General features: G+C 68.2%; 15 protein-coding genes. 5 read left to right on the top strand and 10 right to left on the bottom strand.

The window, feature by feature from the left end:
* Nucleotides 1-259 (bottom strand): iron chaperone (locus BMY89_RS29300; protein ID WP_092383694.1); only part of this gene is annotated, 259 nt, incomplete at its 3' end.
* Between the two features lie 212 nt (nt 260-471).
* Here BMY89_RS29300 and BMY89_RS29295 point away from each other — a divergent pair.
* On the top strand, nt 472-1,131 hold the full coding sequence (locus BMY89_RS29295) for an acVLRF1 family peptidyl-tRNA hydrolase (RefSeq protein ID WP_092383692.1): 660 nt from the start codon (nt 472-474) through the stop codon (nt 1,129-1,131).
* 117 nt (nt 1,132-1,248) lie between these two features.
* Here BMY89_RS29295 and BMY89_RS29290 read toward each other — a convergent pair whose 3' ends face one another.
* The 9 genes from BMY89_RS29290 to BMY89_RS29245 all read right to left on the bottom strand — a co-directional run bounded on the left by BMY89_RS29290 (nt 1,249) and on the right by BMY89_RS29245 (nt 11,827).
* Complete coding sequence (locus BMY89_RS29290) at nt 1,249-2,484, bottom strand: VOC family protein (protein WP_232521610.1); 1,236 nt, start codon at nt 2,482-2,484, stop codon at nt 1,249-1,251.
* 701 nt (nt 2,485-3,185) lie between these two features.
* Nucleotides 3,186-4,439: an iron-containing alcohol dehydrogenase gene (locus BMY89_RS29280; RefSeq protein WP_092383686.1), complete on the bottom strand. Its 1,254-nt coding sequence runs from the start codon at nt 4,437-4,439 to the stop codon at nt 3,186-3,188.
* A gap of 1 nt (nt 4,440) precedes the next feature.
* Complete coding sequence (locus BMY89_RS29275) at nt 4,441-4,716, bottom strand: hypothetical protein (protein WP_092383684.1); 276 nt, start codon at nt 4,714-4,716, stop codon at nt 4,441-4,443.
* A complete protein-coding gene (locus tag BMY89_RS29270; RefSeq protein WP_092383682.1) occupies nt 4,713-6,173 on the bottom strand; it encodes an NAD-dependent succinate-semialdehyde dehydrogenase in 1,461 nt (486 codons plus the stop codon). The genes BMY89_RS29275 and BMY89_RS29270 overlap by 4 nt, the downstream gene beginning before the upstream one ends.
* Nucleotides 6,174-6,440: 267 nt before the next feature.
* A complete protein-coding gene (locus BMY89_RS29265) occupies nt 6,441-7,472 on the bottom strand; it encodes an ABC transporter ATP-binding protein (RefSeq protein ID WP_232521608.1) in 1,032 nt (343 codons plus the stop codon).
* A 44-nt stretch (nt 7,473-7,516) separates the two neighbouring features.
* Nucleotides 7,517-8,584: an ABC transporter ATP-binding protein gene (locus tag BMY89_RS29260; protein WP_092383678.1), complete on the bottom strand. Its 1,068-nt coding sequence runs from the start codon at nt 8,582-8,584 to the stop codon at nt 7,517-7,519.
* Complete coding sequence (locus BMY89_RS29255; RefSeq protein WP_092383676.1) at nt 8,584-9,495, bottom strand: carbohydrate ABC transporter permease; 912 nt, start codon at nt 9,493-9,495, stop codon at nt 8,584-8,586. The genes BMY89_RS29260 and BMY89_RS29255 overlap by 1 nt, the downstream gene beginning before the upstream one ends.
* The gene (locus tag BMY89_RS29250; protein ID WP_232521607.1) at nt 9,495-10,403 is read right to left on the bottom strand and encodes a carbohydrate ABC transporter permease; all 909 of its coding nucleotides are present in this window, start codon (nt 10,401-10,403) and stop codon (nt 9,495-9,497) included. The genes BMY89_RS29255 and BMY89_RS29250 overlap by 1 nt, the downstream gene beginning before the upstream one ends.
* A gap of 38 nt (nt 10,404-10,441) precedes the next feature.
* A complete protein-coding gene (locus BMY89_RS29245; protein WP_232521606.1) occupies nt 10,442-11,827 on the bottom strand; it encodes a sugar ABC transporter substrate-binding protein in 1,386 nt (461 codons plus the stop codon).
* A gap of 439 nt (nt 11,828-12,266) precedes the next feature.
* On the opposite strand from BMY89_RS29245, the gene BMY89_RS29240 reads away from it, so the two are divergent.
* From BMY89_RS29240 to BMY89_RS29225, 4 genes are all read left to right on the top strand, one after another.
* Entirely contained in the window at nt 12,267-13,010 is a 744-nt protein-coding gene (locus BMY89_RS29240) for a GntR family transcriptional regulator (protein ID WP_092383670.1), read from the top strand.
* An 85-nt stretch (nt 13,011-13,095) separates the two neighbouring features.
* Complete coding sequence (locus tag BMY89_RS29235) at nt 13,096-13,665, top strand: DJ-1/PfpI family protein (protein WP_092383698.1); 570 nt, start codon at nt 13,096-13,098, stop codon at nt 13,663-13,665.
* Nucleotides 13,666-13,762: 97 nt separating this feature from the next.
* Nucleotides 13,763-14,506, top strand: coding sequence for an alpha/beta fold hydrolase (locus BMY89_RS29230; RefSeq protein ID WP_232521611.1), 744 nt, complete (start codon nt 13,763-13,765; stop codon nt 14,504-14,506).
* A gap of 512 nt (nt 14,507-15,018) precedes the next feature.
* Entirely contained in the window at nt 15,019-16,287 is a 1,269-nt protein-coding gene (locus BMY89_RS29225) for a glutaminase (protein ID WP_092383666.1), read from the top strand.
* The last annotated feature ends 227 nt before the right edge of the window (nt 16,288-16,514 follow it).

Below are 16,514 nucleotides of genomic sequence, written 5' to 3'. Positions count from 1 at the left end.
CGGTGGCAAAGCCGGCGAGCTGGGCATCGAACCCCTCGCGAGTGCTGGGCGTGAACGCGACGCTTGCGTGTCTAGCGTGACCACTGACCATAAAGAGGATCGTTCCGGAGGGGTGCACCCACGCCGGATAACCCCACTTGATCGCCTCGCTCGCCTCCGGAACCGCCTCGTGGGCCAGTGCCCGCAGCTGCTCAAGCAGCTCGCGGCCCGGTCCGGTGAAGCCGTCGATGTACTCGTCGACCGTCTGAGGTCTGGCCATGGCGCCAGTGTGGCACGCCCTGCTCGGCTCAGCGCCCGCAGTGAGCGAGGCTTGCTGGGTTCACATGCTGTTTCAGCTCACCGGTTGACGGTCTCGACGGACATCCGGATCTCGGCAGAACCGGGCATCAGTTGGGCTGTGTTCGATGGCGCGACCCGCTTCATGTGAGCATGGTGGGTGCAGGCCGGCCGTTCCCGATAGGTGGTGTTCACGTGGTGAAGGCGCGACCCGCCGCGGGTGGCGGGCGGTGGGTGCAGATCTCACCGGAGCGGATTCGTGGTTGGCTCGACGGCTTCTACCGCCGCCACGACGGTGCCACCGAGCAGGGCCTGGTGTTGACCGGCGTGAGCAACGGTGATACCGCCACGCTGTATCCGCCGCCAGGGCTTGCCGACGCGAAGGATGTCGACACGCTGCTGGCCCGCATCATCCGACCGCCCCGGATCGCCGTGCTGCTGGCCCGTAAGGGCGCGGTTGCCGCCGGTGTCGCGGACGGTACGACCATCACCGTCTCCAAGGTCGAGCGCTTCTACGTGCAGGGTCGCACCGCGGCCGGCGGTTCCTCGCAGCAGCGCTACGCACGTCGTCGCGCCAACCAGGCCCAGGCTGCCACTCAGCGGGCTGCGGACATCGCCGCGCGGATCATGCTGCCCCATGCGCCCGGTGTTGTCGCCGACCCTCACGATGCAATCAGTGCCCTGGTCTGTGGCGGCGACCGGTTGATGATCGACGCGGTGCTGACAGACCGGCGTCTGTCGCCACTGGCACTGCTGCGTCATCCACACCTGCTCGAATCCGCCGAGCCCCGTCTGGCCGTCCTGGAGGATGCGGCGGTTACGGCCAGACGGATCCGCGTCCATCTGATGCCGTGACCACGATCAGGTCCAGCAGGTCGACGACGACGCGACCAGGATGATGTGCGACGGCCCAACAGTGCCGGACCTGTACGCGATGTCCCGTAACCCGCCCGCTCTGCCAGAAGCCCACGCCTACGCCTGGTGGAACGTAACGATGTCTACTTCGTTGCCTTCTGGGTCGACGAGGGTCCGACGAGGAGCGTTCTCGGTGACGATCCGTCCTCCAGCGGCCACAGCCGCGTCGATGCGGGCTTGGGCCTGGTCGTACGGGACGAAGAGGTCGACATGGATGCGGTTGCGATGCTGCCGCCGCTCTGTGTCCGATCCGTCCATCGGCTGGAAGAACAGGACCGGATTGAGCCGATGCGGATCGTAGATGTCGGTCAGGAACGCCCGTAGGTCGTGCTGGTAACCTAGTACGGACGCCCAGAAGGCTCGCACCGCAGAAACGTCGACCGCGTCAATGCCGAGCTGGATGAAACGCGGGCGCGTAAGGTCCGCGGAGAGCCCCAGGTCGCGGGCTGCGGTCTGGACTCGACCGGCCAGGTCCACGAACCGGCTCGTAACGGAGCCCTCCCCGTCCTCCCACTGGTCCTTCCCACTGTCGATCGTGACTCTTTCGGGCCGCAGGTCCACCATCAACGGCAGCCCCGCGTCGTCAGCCAGATCGGCAACAGCCGACACAATTTCACCCGCCCGCACAGGCGAATCGACGGGGTAGCACGCCATCGCACCGAACAGCACTTGCCAGTCGGCGGTCTCAGGCCCCTCCGAGAGCCTGTCACCGGGGACCAGATCGACCTCGTTCCCGTCGGCGTCGGCGAGCGCGACCCCGTATGCGCCGAACGGCTCTTGTCCGACTGCGGCCCTGGCCGCCTCCACCGCGTCCGGCGCGCGAACCACATCGACGTGGATCCGATCGCGCAGCAGCCGGGGCCGACTCCGGTGAAACGTCAGTCCGGGATCCCGTCGCGACGGATCCCCGAGCCCGTCGGCGCCGACGGGCTCGTAGCCGAGCACGGTCTGCCAGAACGACACCAGCGACGGCCGGTCCGCGGTATCGATCACGAGCCGCACGGTTTGGAGCACGGTCGGGTCCGCAGCCATGCCGAGGTCCTGGGCCGCCGCCGAGATCGAACGCGCAAGCTCCACGTCGACCCGGGTGAGCGCCCCCGCCGGACCGATCCGCACGCGCACCCCACCGGGGCGCAGATCCACGTCCGGCAGACCGGTGGCGGCCGTCAGTTCGGCGATGCGGCGGACGAGTGCCGCACCCGCGGTCATCGACGGCGCGTCGAACCAGGCGCTCGCGCCGGCGTCCAGGACGCGCCAGCCCCGGACACCATCCGCTTGCTGGAACTCGGTCACTGTGGCTCGATCCATCAGATCCCCTTCAGTGCCCGGCCGGCGCGACCGTGGCGGTCATACGCAGTGGTTCTTTCCTTCGGACCAAAACACCCGGCCTCCTCGAAGAGGCTGCGAGTGGCGTTGTAGAGGAAGAAGCGGCGATCTGCCTGCCGGCGGTGTCCTGCGGATACGCCTCGACGAGCAGAGCGGCTCGCGCCCGCCCTCCGCGACCAACCGCTCCTTGAGTCGCGATTGCCGTCGGCCGTGAGCTTCTTCTCGCCCACGCCCCAATGGAACCACGTGCACCAGCACCCGCCACACCCGGTTGTGCCGCTCGCGTAACTCGCGAACGCGCCAACGATGTCTATGCATGCCGCCCCAGCCGGTGCGTTCGTCTTCGCGGAGTTCCTCGAGGAACGGTTCGGACCCGATAGCATCCGAGCTACCTGGGAGGATCTGGGCGGTTCGATCTCATGCCCCAGGATGCGATCCGGGATGTGATGGAGGAGGGTGGCAGCACCTTCGGCGCGGAGATCGGAACCTTCCGGCGATGGATGTACGTACTGGATGCCGGCGACTCCCCGGTCGGCTTCGGGGTTCCGCAGGTGGCGCGGTCGCGGCTTCGATGGTCCAGGCGCGGTGCTCACCCATGACGATCATGTTGCTGGTGCGATGGCGTAGCCGGGCATTCCGACACCCCGGGTGGGGCAGGGAGCTTGGCGTCATGTGCATGGCCGGTCACTATCTCTGCTCGGAGTCAGGACGTGTCGGGTCCGATCCCCGGTCCAGGCCGCTTCGAGGATCGCGGTCAGGCTGGCGGTGTCGTTCGGGCCGGGATGGTTCTGGATCAAGCGGGTGACGCCACTGGCCATCTCCGCGAAGCGCGGGAGGTCGGCGCGTGCCACGCCGATGTCCGCCAAGGTGGGTGGGATGCCGATGTCGGCAAGGAGCCCGTCGAGCCAGGTGAGGAACGTGTCTGCGGCCTCGGCATCCGAGGCATCGGTCACGTCGAGCCCGCACACCCTGGCGAGGATGGCCAACCGGTCGCCGATGGCATCCCTGGCCGCGTCCAGCGCGTAGGGCAGTAGCAGCCCGACACCTAGGCCGTGCGGCGTGTGCGTGGCTGCGCCGATGGGGTACTGGAGGGCGTGCGGGGCCGCGGTGCCCGCGTGGGAAAAGGCGAGCCCGGCGAGCATGGACCCGTAGGACATGTCCGCGCGTGCGTCCGTGTCGCCGCCGTCCCGGACAGCACGACGCAAGCTCCGGGCGATCCGCTCCGCGGCCAGGAGCGCGTAGTGGTCGGTGATCGGGTTGCGGCCGAGGAACACCTGCTCCACCGGGTCGCGCGGTCCGTGGGGGCGAGGTCTCGCGGTGTAGCTCTCCACCGCGTGACAAAACGCGTCGATGCCGGAGTGGGCGGTGACGGTCGCAGGGCAGGTGTACGTGAGTTCGGGGTCGACGATGGCGAAGTCGGGCACGATGTGGACGCTGGAAACCCCCACCTTCAGCTCGCGGTCCGGGTCGGTCAACACCGACACGGGGGTGAGTTCGGAGCCGGTGCCTGACGTCGTCGGGACCGCGACGAGAGGAATCGTCGGCCCCGGCACCTTCGACTCGCCGTAGAAGTCGCGCGGCGTCCCACCGTGGCGCCGGATGACGCCGACGATTTTGGCGAGGTCGATCACCGTGCCACCCCCGATGGCGAGGATCACGTCGGCGTCCACCTGGGCGGCGACCGAGACGGCCAGGGCGACATCGGTGAGTGGCACGTCTGGAGTCGCGTCGGAGAACACCTCGACGACCTCGACCTTCTCCCGCACGGCGGCCACGATCTCGGCCACGCCCGGCTGCCCCAGAAGGACCTGGTCGGTCAGGATGAGGACTCGCGAGCCACTCTCGGCCACCACTCGTGGGATGTTCTGTGCGACCCCTTCGCCCACTATCAGCTGGCGTGGTCCGCGGACGGTCTCAAGCATGTCAGTGCCTCTCCGGAACGTCGGCGGCGATGTGCTGGGCGGACGTCCAGGTCACCTGCGCGACCGGGACGGCGTCGGCGAGGTTGGCCGCCCGGGTGGCGCCGGCACGCGCGCCGGGCGGTGGTGCGCACGCCGGCAAAGTGGCCGGCGTCCCGGGCGCCGGCGGGTTCGTGCCGGCCATGGCCCGGGTCTCGTCCGCCGGGTGGAGACCGGTCAGGTCGTGTGTGCACAGGGCGCGGTGATTCTCGGCGTACGCCCGGAGCAGCAGGCCGGTCACGGTAGGTCGATCGCCGCGTAGGTGAGGTCGAGGTACTCAAGGATGCCCTCGTGCGACCCCTCCTTGCCGAACCCGGACTGCTTGACGCCCCCGAACGGAGCTGACGGGTCCGATATCAGACCACGGTTGATGCCGATCATCCCCGTGTCCAGCCCCTCGGTGAACCGGAGCGCCCGCTGGAGGTCACGGGTGAAGAGGTATCCGACCAGGCCGTGCTCGGTGTCGTTGGCCTTCGCCATCACCTCGTCGTCGGACGTGAACGAGATGATCGGCGCGACCGGGCCGAAGATCTCCGCTCTGAGCATCCGCGCATCGTCGGGCACGTCGACGAGGACTGTAGGCGGGTAGAAGTGGCCCGGCCCATCCGGTCGCTCGCCGCCCACCACGACCCGGGCGCCGCGATCGACCGCGTCGGCGACCAGCTCGTCGATCGTGGTGACCGAGGTCTCGTCGATCAACGCCCCGACGTCCACGCCGTCGTCGAGACCATGGCCCACCGAGAGCGCGCCCATCCGCTCGGCGAAGCGCGCCGTGAACTCCTCGCGCACCGGCTCCTCGACGTAGATCCGGTTGGCCGCGATGCAGGACTGCCCGATGTTGCGCATCTTGGCCACCATGGCGCCGTCGAGCGCGACGTCCAGGTCCGCGTCGGCACACACGATCAAGGCCGCGTTGCCGCCCAGCTCCATGGAGGTGCGCAGCACGTTGTCGGCGGCCTGTCGGAGCAGCACGCGCCCGACCTCGGTCGACCCGGTGAACGAAAGCTTGCGGGTGCGACTGTCGGCGAGCAGCGCGGAGACCACCTCGCCGGCACGCTTGGTGGTCACCACGTTGACCACGCCCGGGGGGACGCCGACCTCCTCCATGATGCGGGCCAGGACCAGCATGGTGAGTGGCGTCTGGGCTGCCGGCTTGGTGATCGTCGTGCAGCCTGCGGCCAGCGCAGGAGCGATCTTGCGGGCCCCCATGGCCAACGGAAAGTTCCAGGGGGTCACGAAGACGCACGGTCCGACCGGCTTCGGCACGGTGAGGATGCGATATCCACCTGCGGGAGCGGTGCTGTAGCGCCCCTCGACGCGCACCGCCTCCTCGGCGAACCAGCGGAAGAACTCGGCGCCGTAGGCCACCTCTGCCCGAGCCTCGGCGAGCGGCTTGCCCATCTCGAGCGTGATCAGCCGGGCGATCTCCTCGGATCGCCCGGTCAGTGCCCGGTACGTCGCGGTCAACAACTCTGACCGCTTCCGCGGCGGGGTCGCCGCCCACTGCGCCATGGCCTTGCTCGCCACGTCCAGGGCGGCGAGCCCGTCAACGACGTCGGCGTCCGCCACCTCGGCGATGGTCGTGCCGGTGGCCGGGTCCTCGACGGCGAAGGTGGCTCCGCTTGCGGCGTCGCGCCAGGCGTCGCCGACCCGGAGCCGCCGGTGCGCCGGGGCCAGGACTTTCATCGGGTCACTCATTGCGTCGCCTCCTGCGATCTTCTTGGTCTGGCGTGCCTCAGCGATCGCGCTGTGCGCGTGGACGGACGGGTCACCCGCCCTCGTCGGGGGCGAGGTTCCCGAGCGGGTCGAATGTGGCGGTGGCTCGGTCCGCAGGGCGACGCCCCGGGCCACCGATCGCCTTCTCGGGCCACGGCCGTCTCAGCGTCAGGCCGTGCGCAGTGGTGACGGTTCGCCGAGGTTCGACTGCCGCGTGCGGGCGCATGGTGCCGTCGCCGCCCGGCGCGGTTACCGCCCCGCCTGGGACAGCGACAGCCCGGTGCCCGCATCGAACAGGTGCGCACGGTCCAGGTCGACCGTGACAAGCAGCCGCTGGCCCGTCGTTCCGGTGACGGTGGGTCGTGCCTTGACCTTGAGGATCTCCGTCCCCACTCGGACGTCGACCACCGTTCGGTCACCGAGCGGCTCAAGCCCGTAGAGTTCCCCCGACAACGAGGCGTCGCCATGCTGCTCGACGGACAGGTCCTCCGCGCGCAGGCCCAGCAGCAGCGCTCGACCGTCCTCAGCGGTGGTCCAGCGGGGCCGCGGCAGCGTCCAGCCCTGCGCACCGACCAGACGATCTCCCTCGGCGTGGCAGGCGAGCAGGCTGATTGGTGGGCTTCCGACGAATCCCGCGACCCACTGGTTGGCGGGACGCTCGTACACCTCGGTCGGCGTTCCGACCTGTTGCACCTTCCCCTCCTTGAGGACGGCGACCTGGTCGGCCATGGACAGGGCCTCGACCTGGTCGTTTGTCACGTAGACGAAGGTTGCTCCGAGGCTGCGGTGGATGCGGGTGAGCTCGGTGCGCATCTCGACGCGGAGCTTGAGATCGAGGTTTGTCAGCGGCTCGTCCATGAGAAACGCGCGCGGGTGACGGACCAGCGCCCGGGCCAGGGCGACACGCTGCATCTCTCCACCCGACAACTGCGCGGGACGACGCTGCAGCAGACGTTCGATGTGCAGCAGGTTCGACATCCGCTCGACGGCAGCGGCGATCTCGCTCGAAGAACAGCGGCGTGCCCGCAGCGGCGAAGCGATGTTCTCGTACGCCGTGTGTCGCGGGTAGAGGGCGTAGTTCTGGAAGACCATGGCCAGGTCGCGCGCGGCCGGGGCGTCACCGGTCGCGTCCCTCCCGTCCAGATGCACCGACCCGGCGTCAAGCTTCTCAAGGCCGGCGATCGCTCGTAGGGTCGTCGTTTTGCCTGCCCCGGAGGGGCCGAGCACGACGAAGAACGAGCCGTCCGGCACGTCCAGCGTCACCCCGTCCAGGGCCTGCACTTTGCCGAAGGACTTGCACAGCCCGTGCACTGCCACGGTTCCCATCAGGCCACCAGTCCTTCCGTGCTCACGTCGTAGACCGCCGGGGTCCCGCCGGTGTGCCGCAGCCCGACCGGTGCGTCAGCGGCGAAACGGACAGTCGGTGGCATCCGTACCCGTACGTCGCGCTGGCCGCCGTGGTCAACCACGTAGATGATTTCGTCGCCGAGCCACTCCACCGAGACCACGCGGGCCGGGACCGAACGGTCCGCCCCCGGTTCGGTGACTTCCAGTGCCTCCGGCCGGACGCCTGCGACCAGGCGACGGTCGCGCGGCAGGCCTGGCGGTGGCGTGAGGGCCAGTTCGCCCTGACTGCGCAGCTTCCCGTCGGTCACCTCCACCTCGATCAGGTTCATCGGCGGGGAGCCGATGAATGCGGCGCAGAAGAGACTCGCCGGACGGTCGTAGACTTCCAGCGGCGTGCCGATCTGCTCGACGCGGCCCTTGTTGAGGATGGCGATTCGGTGACCGAGCGACATCGCCTCGACCTGGTCGTGGGTGACGTAGACCATCGTCGTCCCCAGTTCCCCCTGCAGGTGCTTGATCTCCGTGCGCATGTCCGCCCTCAACTCCGCGTCGAGGTTGGTGAGAGGTTCGTCCATGAGGAATGCGCGTGGTCGTCGCACCAGGGCCCGAGCCAGCGCGACGCGTTGCTGCTCCCCGCCGGACAGCTGGCGCGGTCGCCGGTCCAGCAGCGGACCGAGCCGCATGAGCCGGGCGGCCTCGTCGACCCGCTCGCGCACCTGCGGCTTGGGTAGTCCCTCGGCCCGCAGGGGGAACGCCAGGTTGTCGCGGGTTCTCAGATGCGGGTAGAGAGCGTAGAACTGGAACACCATGGCGATGTCGCGTTCGGCGGGCGGCAGGTCGTTGACCAGCGTGTCGCCGATGCGGATGTCGCCCGTCGTCTGCCTCTCCAGGCCGGCTACGGCCCGCAGCGTGGTCGTCTTGCCGCAACCCGACGGGCCGAGCATCACGAACAGCTCGCCGTCGCGGATGGACAGATCCACGTGATCGACTGCGACCGTACCGTCCGGGTAGCGCTTGTGCAGGGCGGTCACCTCGATGTCCGCCATCAGCGTCGCACCGCCCCGAGCGTCACACCGGCGACGAGGTGCTTGCGCACCAGGTAGGCGAAGACGAGTACCGGTAGGGCGAACACCACGGAGGCGGCGGCCACGAGACCCCAGTCCGTGGTGGTGCCACCGATGAGGCCGGCGATGGCGGGTGGGGCGGTCCGCACGCTGTCGCTGGAGGTGAGGAAGATGGCGAACACGAACTCGTTCCACGAGAAGATGAGAGCGAAGACGGCCGTCGCGGCGATGCCGGGTACGAGCAGGGGAAGGGTGAATCGCCGGAACGCCTGCACCCGGGTGTAGCCGTCGAGCATGGCGGCATCCTCGTACTCCGCGGGCACCTCGTCGACGAACCCCTTCATCATCCAGATCGTGAACGGGACGTTGAACGCGGTGTAGATGAGGATCAGGCCGAGCTTGCTGTCGATGAGTCCGACCTGGCGGTACATGAGGAAGATCGGGATCACCACCACCACGGGCGGCATGAAGCGGGTGGACAGGATGAAGAACAGTTGGTCCTTCTTGGCCTTCACGGCGAAGCGTGAGTAGGCCCAGGCCGCCGGGACCCCCAGCACGGTGGCCAGCACCGTGGAGACCCCGGCGACCACGACGGAATTGAGGAACGCGACGGACAAGGCCGAGCGACCGCCGCCGGGGGCGACGAACACGTCCTTGAAGTGGTCCATGGTGACCGTGAAGCCGAAGAACTGAGCCGGAACGGCGTAGACGTCCCGGTTCTCCTTGATGGACGTCTCGATCATCCACAGCACCGGAAAGAGCATCACGACGGCCAGCACGGTCAGCAGCGCGATCTCCAGCGCGGCGTGGCCCCGGCCGCCCAGGCTGCGCGCGGGGGGCGTGCGATCTCGGGCAGGACCTGCGGACACGGCCTCGTCGACGGAGACGGCCATCAGCCCTCCTTGAGCTTGTTCAAGTAGCGCAGGTAGAGCTGCGTGAGGACGATGACGACGAGGACCATGAGGATTCCGTACGCCGAGGCGGTTCCGGTGTTGAAGCCCAGGAACGCGACCTTGTAGACGTGGAACGACAACGTCTCGGTGGAGACACCCGGGCCTCCGTTGGTGAGGATGTAGACGAGGTCGAACAGCCGGAAGGCCTCGATTGCCCGGAACAACACGGCAATGAGGAGTAGCGGCCATACCAGCGGAAGAGTGATGGTGCGGAACCGGAACCACTCGGACGCCCGGTCGATCGAGGCGGCCTCGTACAGGTACTTGGGCACCGCGGTAAGGCCGGCAAGGGCGATGAGCATGATGAACGGCGTCCATTGCCAGGTGTCGACCACGATCAGGGAAATCAATGCCGTGCGCTGCCGGGTCAGCCACTCCACCTGCCCGAGGCCGATCGAACCGAGCATGCTGTTGATCACGCCGAATTGCGCGTCGAGCATGAATCGCCAGAACAGCCCGACCACGACCGGCGACAGCATCATCGGAACCAGGAACAGAGTGGTCAGCAGTCCTCGCCCGTGCGTGCGCCGGGAGATCAGGTAGGCGATGGCGAAACCGAGCACCGTCTGCAGGGTGACCGCGCCGACCACGTAGATCAACGTCGTCAGGGCCCGCTGGTGGACCTGCGCCGAGGTCAGGATGGCGGTGTAGTTCTCGAACCCGATGAATCGGGCGGGCCCTCCGCGGGTGGCCGAGTAGTCGGTGAAAGACAGGTACAACGCCCACAGCAACGGAAACACCGACATGGCGAGCAACAGCAGCAGCGCGGGGGAGGTGAAGGCCACGGCGAGCCCGCGGTCGCTCAGCCGGCGGGACCGACCCGGTGCAGGTGGCGTCGCGGACGCCACCTGCCCGGGGTGGTCGGTCGTCAGAGGTACGGGGTCACTCACAGTCCGCCGCCGCCCCTGCGGTTGCTGGAGTCGAGCACCGCCTGCTGCTCCTTGGCGATGTCGTCGAGCGCGTCCTTCGGATTCTTCGCGCCGTTGAGTGCCGCGTTGACGTTGGTGTTCTCAATGTCGACGAGGCGCGCGTACTCGGGCACGTTCCACATGTCCCGCATCCGTGGAACCGAGTCGGCGTACACCTGGTTGAACGGCCCGGCATTGAGGAACTCGGGCGATTCCAGGGCGTCCGTCCGCGCCGGCACGCCACCAGCCGCGGCCCACTTCTTCTGGATGTCAGCCCGCTCGAACCACTTCATGAAGTTCAGGGCCTCAGCCTGGTTTTCCGTGGGGGAGTAGGCCGACACGTGCATCCCCATGCCGCCGAGAGGGACCAGGTTGGTCTTCTGGCTCGGCAGGGTGGCAAAACCCAGCTTGTCGAGGATCTGCTCTCGGGTGGTGCCGAGCGTCGACTGCTTCGGATCGAGCAGGCCGCCGCTCGCGGCGATCCAGTTGAACGCGATGCATGCCTTGCCCTGGGCGACCGCCGCGTTCACCTCGTCGATGAACCAGTTGCCGGATCCCTTGGCGGTCAGCGGCTTCATCCTGTTGACCAGGACGTCCATCGCCTCCTGGCCGGCAGCGTCGTTGAGGACGCCTTCGATCTTGCGCGTCTTGGCGTCCCAGAGGTTGCCGCCGTAGACGCCGTTGACCGTGTTGTAGGTTACGGCCGCGGCGTCGGAGCCGTTGGCCTGGTGGAAAGCCAGCCCGCTGACGCCAGGGTGGTCCGCCTGGCACCTCTCGGCGACTGAGATCATCTCATCCCAGGTCTGCGGTGGCTTGTCGCCGATCAGGTCCTTGCGGTAGATCATCGTCCAGGTGTCGCCGAGCAGCGGCAGTCCGTACAGGCTGGCGTTCTCGTCGCGCTTGCCGGTCTCCGCCTGGGGGAACTGGCCGTAGGCCGCCAGGAGGTACGGGTTGTAGGCCGTGACGTCGATGTTGCTCTTGACGAAGTCGGTGATGTCGAGGATGTTGCCGTTCGTCACGGCCTCGCCGATGTGCTGCGAGTCCAGGATCGCGATGTCGAAGTCGGTCTTGCGCGCGGCGAACTGGGTGAACATCGCGTCGTGCCAGTTGGCGTTCGGCACTGTGTTGACCTTGATCGTCGCGTTCGGTCGCTCCTTTTTGTACTCCGCGTTCGCGAAGGCTTCCAGTGCCTGGGCGGGGGGCCAGTCGAACCAGATGAAGCTGAGGGTCAGTGGGTCCTTGGTGAGCTCCGGGATGGTCGCCGGCGCCTTGGGGGCGCTCGCCGTCCCGCCGTCGTCCTGGCCATCGCCGCAAGCCGTCACGGTCGTGGCCACCAGCAGCATGGCCGCCGTCGCCAGCTGCACCTTTCGCCCGGGAACGGATATTCGTCGCATTCGCTGTTGATGCCGCATCTTCTCGCCTGCTTCCTGGGTGGGGGCTTCGAGAACCTCGCTATGTGCCTCGTCGAGCAGTTGCTGGGTTGTTCAGGCGTGTTGCCGGGCTGTCGCGGGGCCGGCCCGCGGACCAGCGTCACGAGTGCGCCGCGGATTACCGGATCTTCGTGCCGTCGAGAAGTCCTTCGGCCCATCTGCGGGCCCGGGGCGGACCGGGCGGGACGTCGAGCACACTCATGGGAGCTCCAGATGATCGAATGAGAGCGATCGCGGGCGGCTCCGCGACGGTGCAGGATGGGGGGCGTCCGCCACTTTTCCTATACGATCCGGTCGGGGGCGTCAGCATGTCGCAGAGTTGTGACTGATGTCAACAGGTTCCGGAAGACGCAAAGAGAGGCCTCACGTCACGATGGACGACGAAGGAATGATCGCGCGGAGCCGTCGGGCCGTGACGGGCGCAACGCCACCGGGAAGATCTGGTGGCCGGCTTGCCGACGAGGTGTACGACACGCTGCTCGGACAGCTCATGTCGCTACGGATCGAGCCCGGCTCCCGCGTCACGATCGACGTCCTGGCACGAGAGCTGGGGGTCTCGCAGACGCCGATCCGAGACGCTCTGAACCGCATGGAGGCCGAGGGTCTGGTCGTGCGGGTGCCCCATGCCGGCTACCGCATTCCCCCCCAGATCACCCGGCACCGATTCGAGGACATGCTTGAGGTCCGCCTGCTCCTCGAGCCGGCAGCGGCGCGCAGATCCGCCGAACGCGCATCCTTGGAGCAGGTGGCCGGTCTGCGCGCAATGCTGGGGGAGATGGCGGAGTTGGAGGGGGGCGACGGGCCTACGGCCTATGGCGCCTTCGGCCTACGCGACGCCGCTTTTCACGATCTCGTCGCCCTCAGCGCGGAGAACCAGGTCATCCGGGAAGCGCTCGCTCGCCTGCACAGCCACGTGCACCTCTTCCGGCTGCACCACGACACCCAGGTCACCCACTTGGCCATGGCCGAGCACGAGGACATTGTGGCCGCGATCGCCGCGCGTGACCCCGACGCCGCCGCCTACGCGATGCGTCGGCACATCCTGCGGTCCGGCGAGCGTTTCCGACGATTGTTCGACGAGGTCAAGGATGCCGGCGCAGTGGCGGTGGAGGCTTGACGGGCGGGCTGGGCCGGGGAATGCTGAATCAATCGGATCGGATCGGATCTACCTCCACCCGCCCCCCAGACGCGAGGAGAAGCAGGTGCCCAGAGCGCTGCTCCTGACCGGCGACGCCGCCGAGGAACTCGACACGATGTATCCCTACTATCGCGTGCAGGAGGGCGGCTGGGACGTCGACGTCTCGTCACGGACGAGGCGTGACGTGCAACTTGTCATCCACGAGTTCGACCCCAACTCCGACGCCTACGTGGAGAAGAACGGCCGGAAGCTGCCGGTCGACGTGCCGTGGGCCGAGGTCGACGTCGAGCGCTATGACGCCCTCATCATTCCCGGGGGACGTGCCCCCGAGTGGATCCGGGTCGACGCCGACGTCAGGCGCATCACCGAGCACTTCTTCGCGCGCAACCTCCCCATCGCACTGGTGTGTCACGGCGCGCAGGTACCAGCGGTGTACGGGCTTCTGAAGGGTCGAAAGACGGCCTGCTTCCCACCCATCACCGGTGACATGGAGAACGCGGGCGCGACGGTCATCGACGCTCCCGACGTCGTGGACGGCAATCTCGTCTCCTGCCGGGGGTGGCCCGACATGCCGCAATTCGGCAGGGCGATGATGGAGCTCTTCTCGAAGTCCGTCGACCCCGCATCGGCGTGAGCACACCCGGCCCGCCCCGGTGACGACACTTCGGACCGTCACAGTCGGCGGCTCCCCCGTTTACGTCCTGGAGAGCGGCACCGGGCCCGCGGTGCTGATGCTGCACGGCTCCGGACCCGGCACGACCGGGTCCGGCGCCTGGGCAACGACGGCGCAGGCGCTTGGCACGTCCTGGCACCTGGTGGCTCCTGACCAGGCGGGGTTCGGCCGTACCCCTGTCCCGGCGGGCTCCGCCGGTGGGCTCCGGCTGTGGTCGGAGCAGGCCGCGGGCCTGATGGATGCCCTCGGTATCGACTACTACGCCGTGGTGGGTCACTCCATGGGCGGTGCCGTGGCGCTGGCGCTGGCGGCCGCGCGCCCCCAGCAGGTCACCCGTGTCGTGGCGGTCTCGACGATGGGCGCGCCCGGGGCGCCGCTGTCCGCCGAGCTCGACGCGGTCTGGGCCGCCCCCGCCGGCCCTCTCGGGGCACGAGACATGCTGAGTCGCCTCGTCCTCGACCAAGCGCTCGTGACCGATCCGGCCGTCGATGCCCGTGCAGCTGCGATGCGAGCGGGGGCGGCCGCCTACGCGTCGTTGTTCCCTCCACCTAGGGCACGATGGGTCGACGAGCTCACCCTCTCGGCGCAGACGCTGGCAGCGGTCCGCGCGCCCGTGCTGCTCGTGCACGGCGCCGAGGACCGGGTCACCCCGCTCGAGACGGCAGCCCAGCCCCTGCTGAAGCACCTGGCCGATGTCCGTCTGCACGTGCTCGGCCGATGCGGGCACGTGCCGGCAATCGAGCACCCGTACGAGTTCAGGCAACTGCTGTCGTGTTTCCTCCGGCGGGACCGCCGTCACTAGACTGCCGCGGCAGTTCCGCCGTGAGCCCGCCCGCACGCACGAGCGCACGCCGGGTGCTCGAGCGATGTGGCGCAGCATCCACTGTCGCGAACTGAGGGGCAATCGTCTCGGATGTGATGAACCACCGGTGGGAGCTTGACGGCCCCGCGATACGATCGTCCCGTCCGGTGTGTCATCGAGCGATGCCGTGCAGCGGTTCCTGCCGGGCGCGCGTGTCGTGAAGGCCCTGAACCACATGGCTATCAGGATCTCGACGACGAGGCTCCTCCCGCAGTGCGAGGCCTGGTCGTCGGTGACTGTCCCGAGGACGTCGGCGTGATGTCCCAACTCATCAACGCGTTCGGATTCGCCGCCGTTGCGGTCGGCTCCCTCGCGGCCGGGGCCCGCCTCGAGCCCGGGCCTGCTGCATTCGGAGCGAATGTCGAGGCCGCCGAGCTGCGAACTCACCGCAGCCCGCCGGGGGTGCTGGTGCGCGAGACCCCGCGGGCTTCGCGAGAACTTAAGGAGGACGGATGCGGTCAGTCGTTCCCGACTATCTGACTGACGTACTTGGAGATGTCGAATCGGACACCTCCGGGAAGCTGGCGGGGTACATTCCCGAGCTCGCGACGGCTGATCCTGAGCATCTCGCAGCGGTCTTCGCCATGGTCGACGGGACGGTCTACGGTGCGGGCGACGTCGATGTCGCGTTCACGATCCAGTCGATCTCGAAACCCTTCGTGTACGCGATGGCGCTCTCCGACCGCGGCTTCGATCGAGTGCTCGCCAAGGTCGGGGTCGAGCCATCCGGGGAGGCGTTCAACGAGATCTCTCTCGAGACCGACACGGGGCGTCCCCGCAATCCGATGATCAACGCCGGCGCGATCACCGCTCACTCACTTGCCGGACCGGAGAACCTGAACCCCGTCGAGCGGGTCGACCGCGTCGTTCAGGGGCTTTCGGCGTTCGCGGGCCGCCAGCTGACGGTCGATGAGACGGTGTGCGCATCCGAGATGGAGAACGCGCACCGCAACCTCGCCATCGCGCACATGCTCCGCAGCCACGACATCCTCACCGAGGACCCGAGGGCCGTTGTCGATGGCTACATCCGTCAGTGCGCGGTGCTCGTGACCACCCGAGATCTGGCGATGATGGCGGCGACGCTGGCCAACCGCGGGGTGCATCCCCTCTCGAACGAGCAGGTGGTGGACGGGGCAGTGGTGCGCCAGGTCCTGAGCGTCATGGCCACCTGCGGAATGTATGACGCCGCCGGCGACTGGGCCACGCAGGTCGGCATCCCGGCGAAGAGCGGTGTGGCCGGGGGACTGATCGGTGCACTCCCCGGTCAGCTCGGCATCGCCACCTTCTCGCCTCGACTCGACCGGCACGGCAACAGCGTGCGCGGAGTGTCGCTGTTCGAGCGGTTCTCGTCCGACATGGGACTGCATGTGATGGAGGTCCCTCCCGCGGCGCGCGCGGTCGTGCGGTCCAATCGAGTACGAGGCGGCGGAGCGGACGCGACCCGGGTTGTCCGACTTCAGGGCGGCATCCGCTTCGCGGGAGCCGAGCGGATCGTTCGCGAGTTCGTGGAGAGTGCGCCTTCGGAGCCCCGAGTGGTTCTCGACGTCTCTCTGGTGCACTCCATCGACGATGTGGCCCGACGAATGCTCCTGGAGGTCGCTCGTCGGCTCACGCTGGACGGCCACGAGGTCTATCTCGTAGATCCGGAGGTGATGATCCCGGACCCGGATCCCGGAGATGGCGGCCGACTCGCGGTCATCGATGCAATTGATCGCGTGTGATCGCCGGCGACGTGAGTGCCGGCGTGCATGGGCCCCCCGAGCGCACCGACCGATTGACCGACCGATTGACCGGCCGATCCGGCGCAGGCTGCGGCGTTCGACACTCGTCATGTGGACCCACCGGATACGCCGCTGCGCTCGGGAGCTAGGCCCCGTTCTGTCGATCGTGCCGGTGCGAGGACCTTCGAGTCGACCGACGGGCCGACGGCACGACCGATTACCAGGAA

The sequence above is a fragment of the Micromonospora phaseoli genome (assembly GCF_900109115.1).
In the GTDB taxonomy this organism is placed as follows: Bacteria; Actinomycetota; Actinomycetes; order Mycobacteriales; family Micromonosporaceae; genus Micromonospora; species Micromonospora phaseoli.
Note: the sequence above shows the minus strand (reverse complement) of the source record. Positions and strands in the feature narration are given on the sequence as shown.

What these genes read in the sequence shown, in the direction of transcription:
- BMY89_RS29280 (WP_092383686.1), bottom strand. Translation starts at nt 4,439, where the DNA reads ATGCTTGAGACCGTCCGCGGACCACGCCAGCTGATAGTGGGCGAAGGG.
- BMY89_RS29270 (WP_092383682.1), bottom strand. Translation starts at nt 6,173, where the DNA reads ATGAGTGACCCGATGAAAGTCCTGGCCCCGGCGCACCGGCGGCTCCGG.
- BMY89_RS29260 (WP_092383678.1), bottom strand. Translation starts at nt 8,584, where the DNA reads ATGGCGGACATCGAGGTGACCGCCCTGCACAAGCGCTACCCGGACGGT.
- BMY89_RS29255 (WP_092383676.1), bottom strand. Translation starts at nt 9,495, where the DNA reads ATGGCCGTCTCCGTCGACGAGGCCGTGTCCGCAGGTCCTGCCCGAGAT.
- BMY89_RS29240 (WP_092383670.1), top strand. Translation starts at nt 12,267, where the DNA reads ATGGACGACGAAGGAATGATCGCGCGGAGCCGTCGGGCCGTGACGGGC.
- BMY89_RS29230 (WP_232521611.1), top strand. Translation starts at nt 13,763, where the DNA reads ATGCTGCACGGCTCCGGACCCGGCACGACCGGGTCCGGCGCCTGGGCA.
- BMY89_RS29225 (WP_092383666.1), top strand. Translation starts at nt 15,019, where the DNA reads ATGCGGTCAGTCGTTCCCGACTATCTGACTGACGTACTTGGAGATGTC.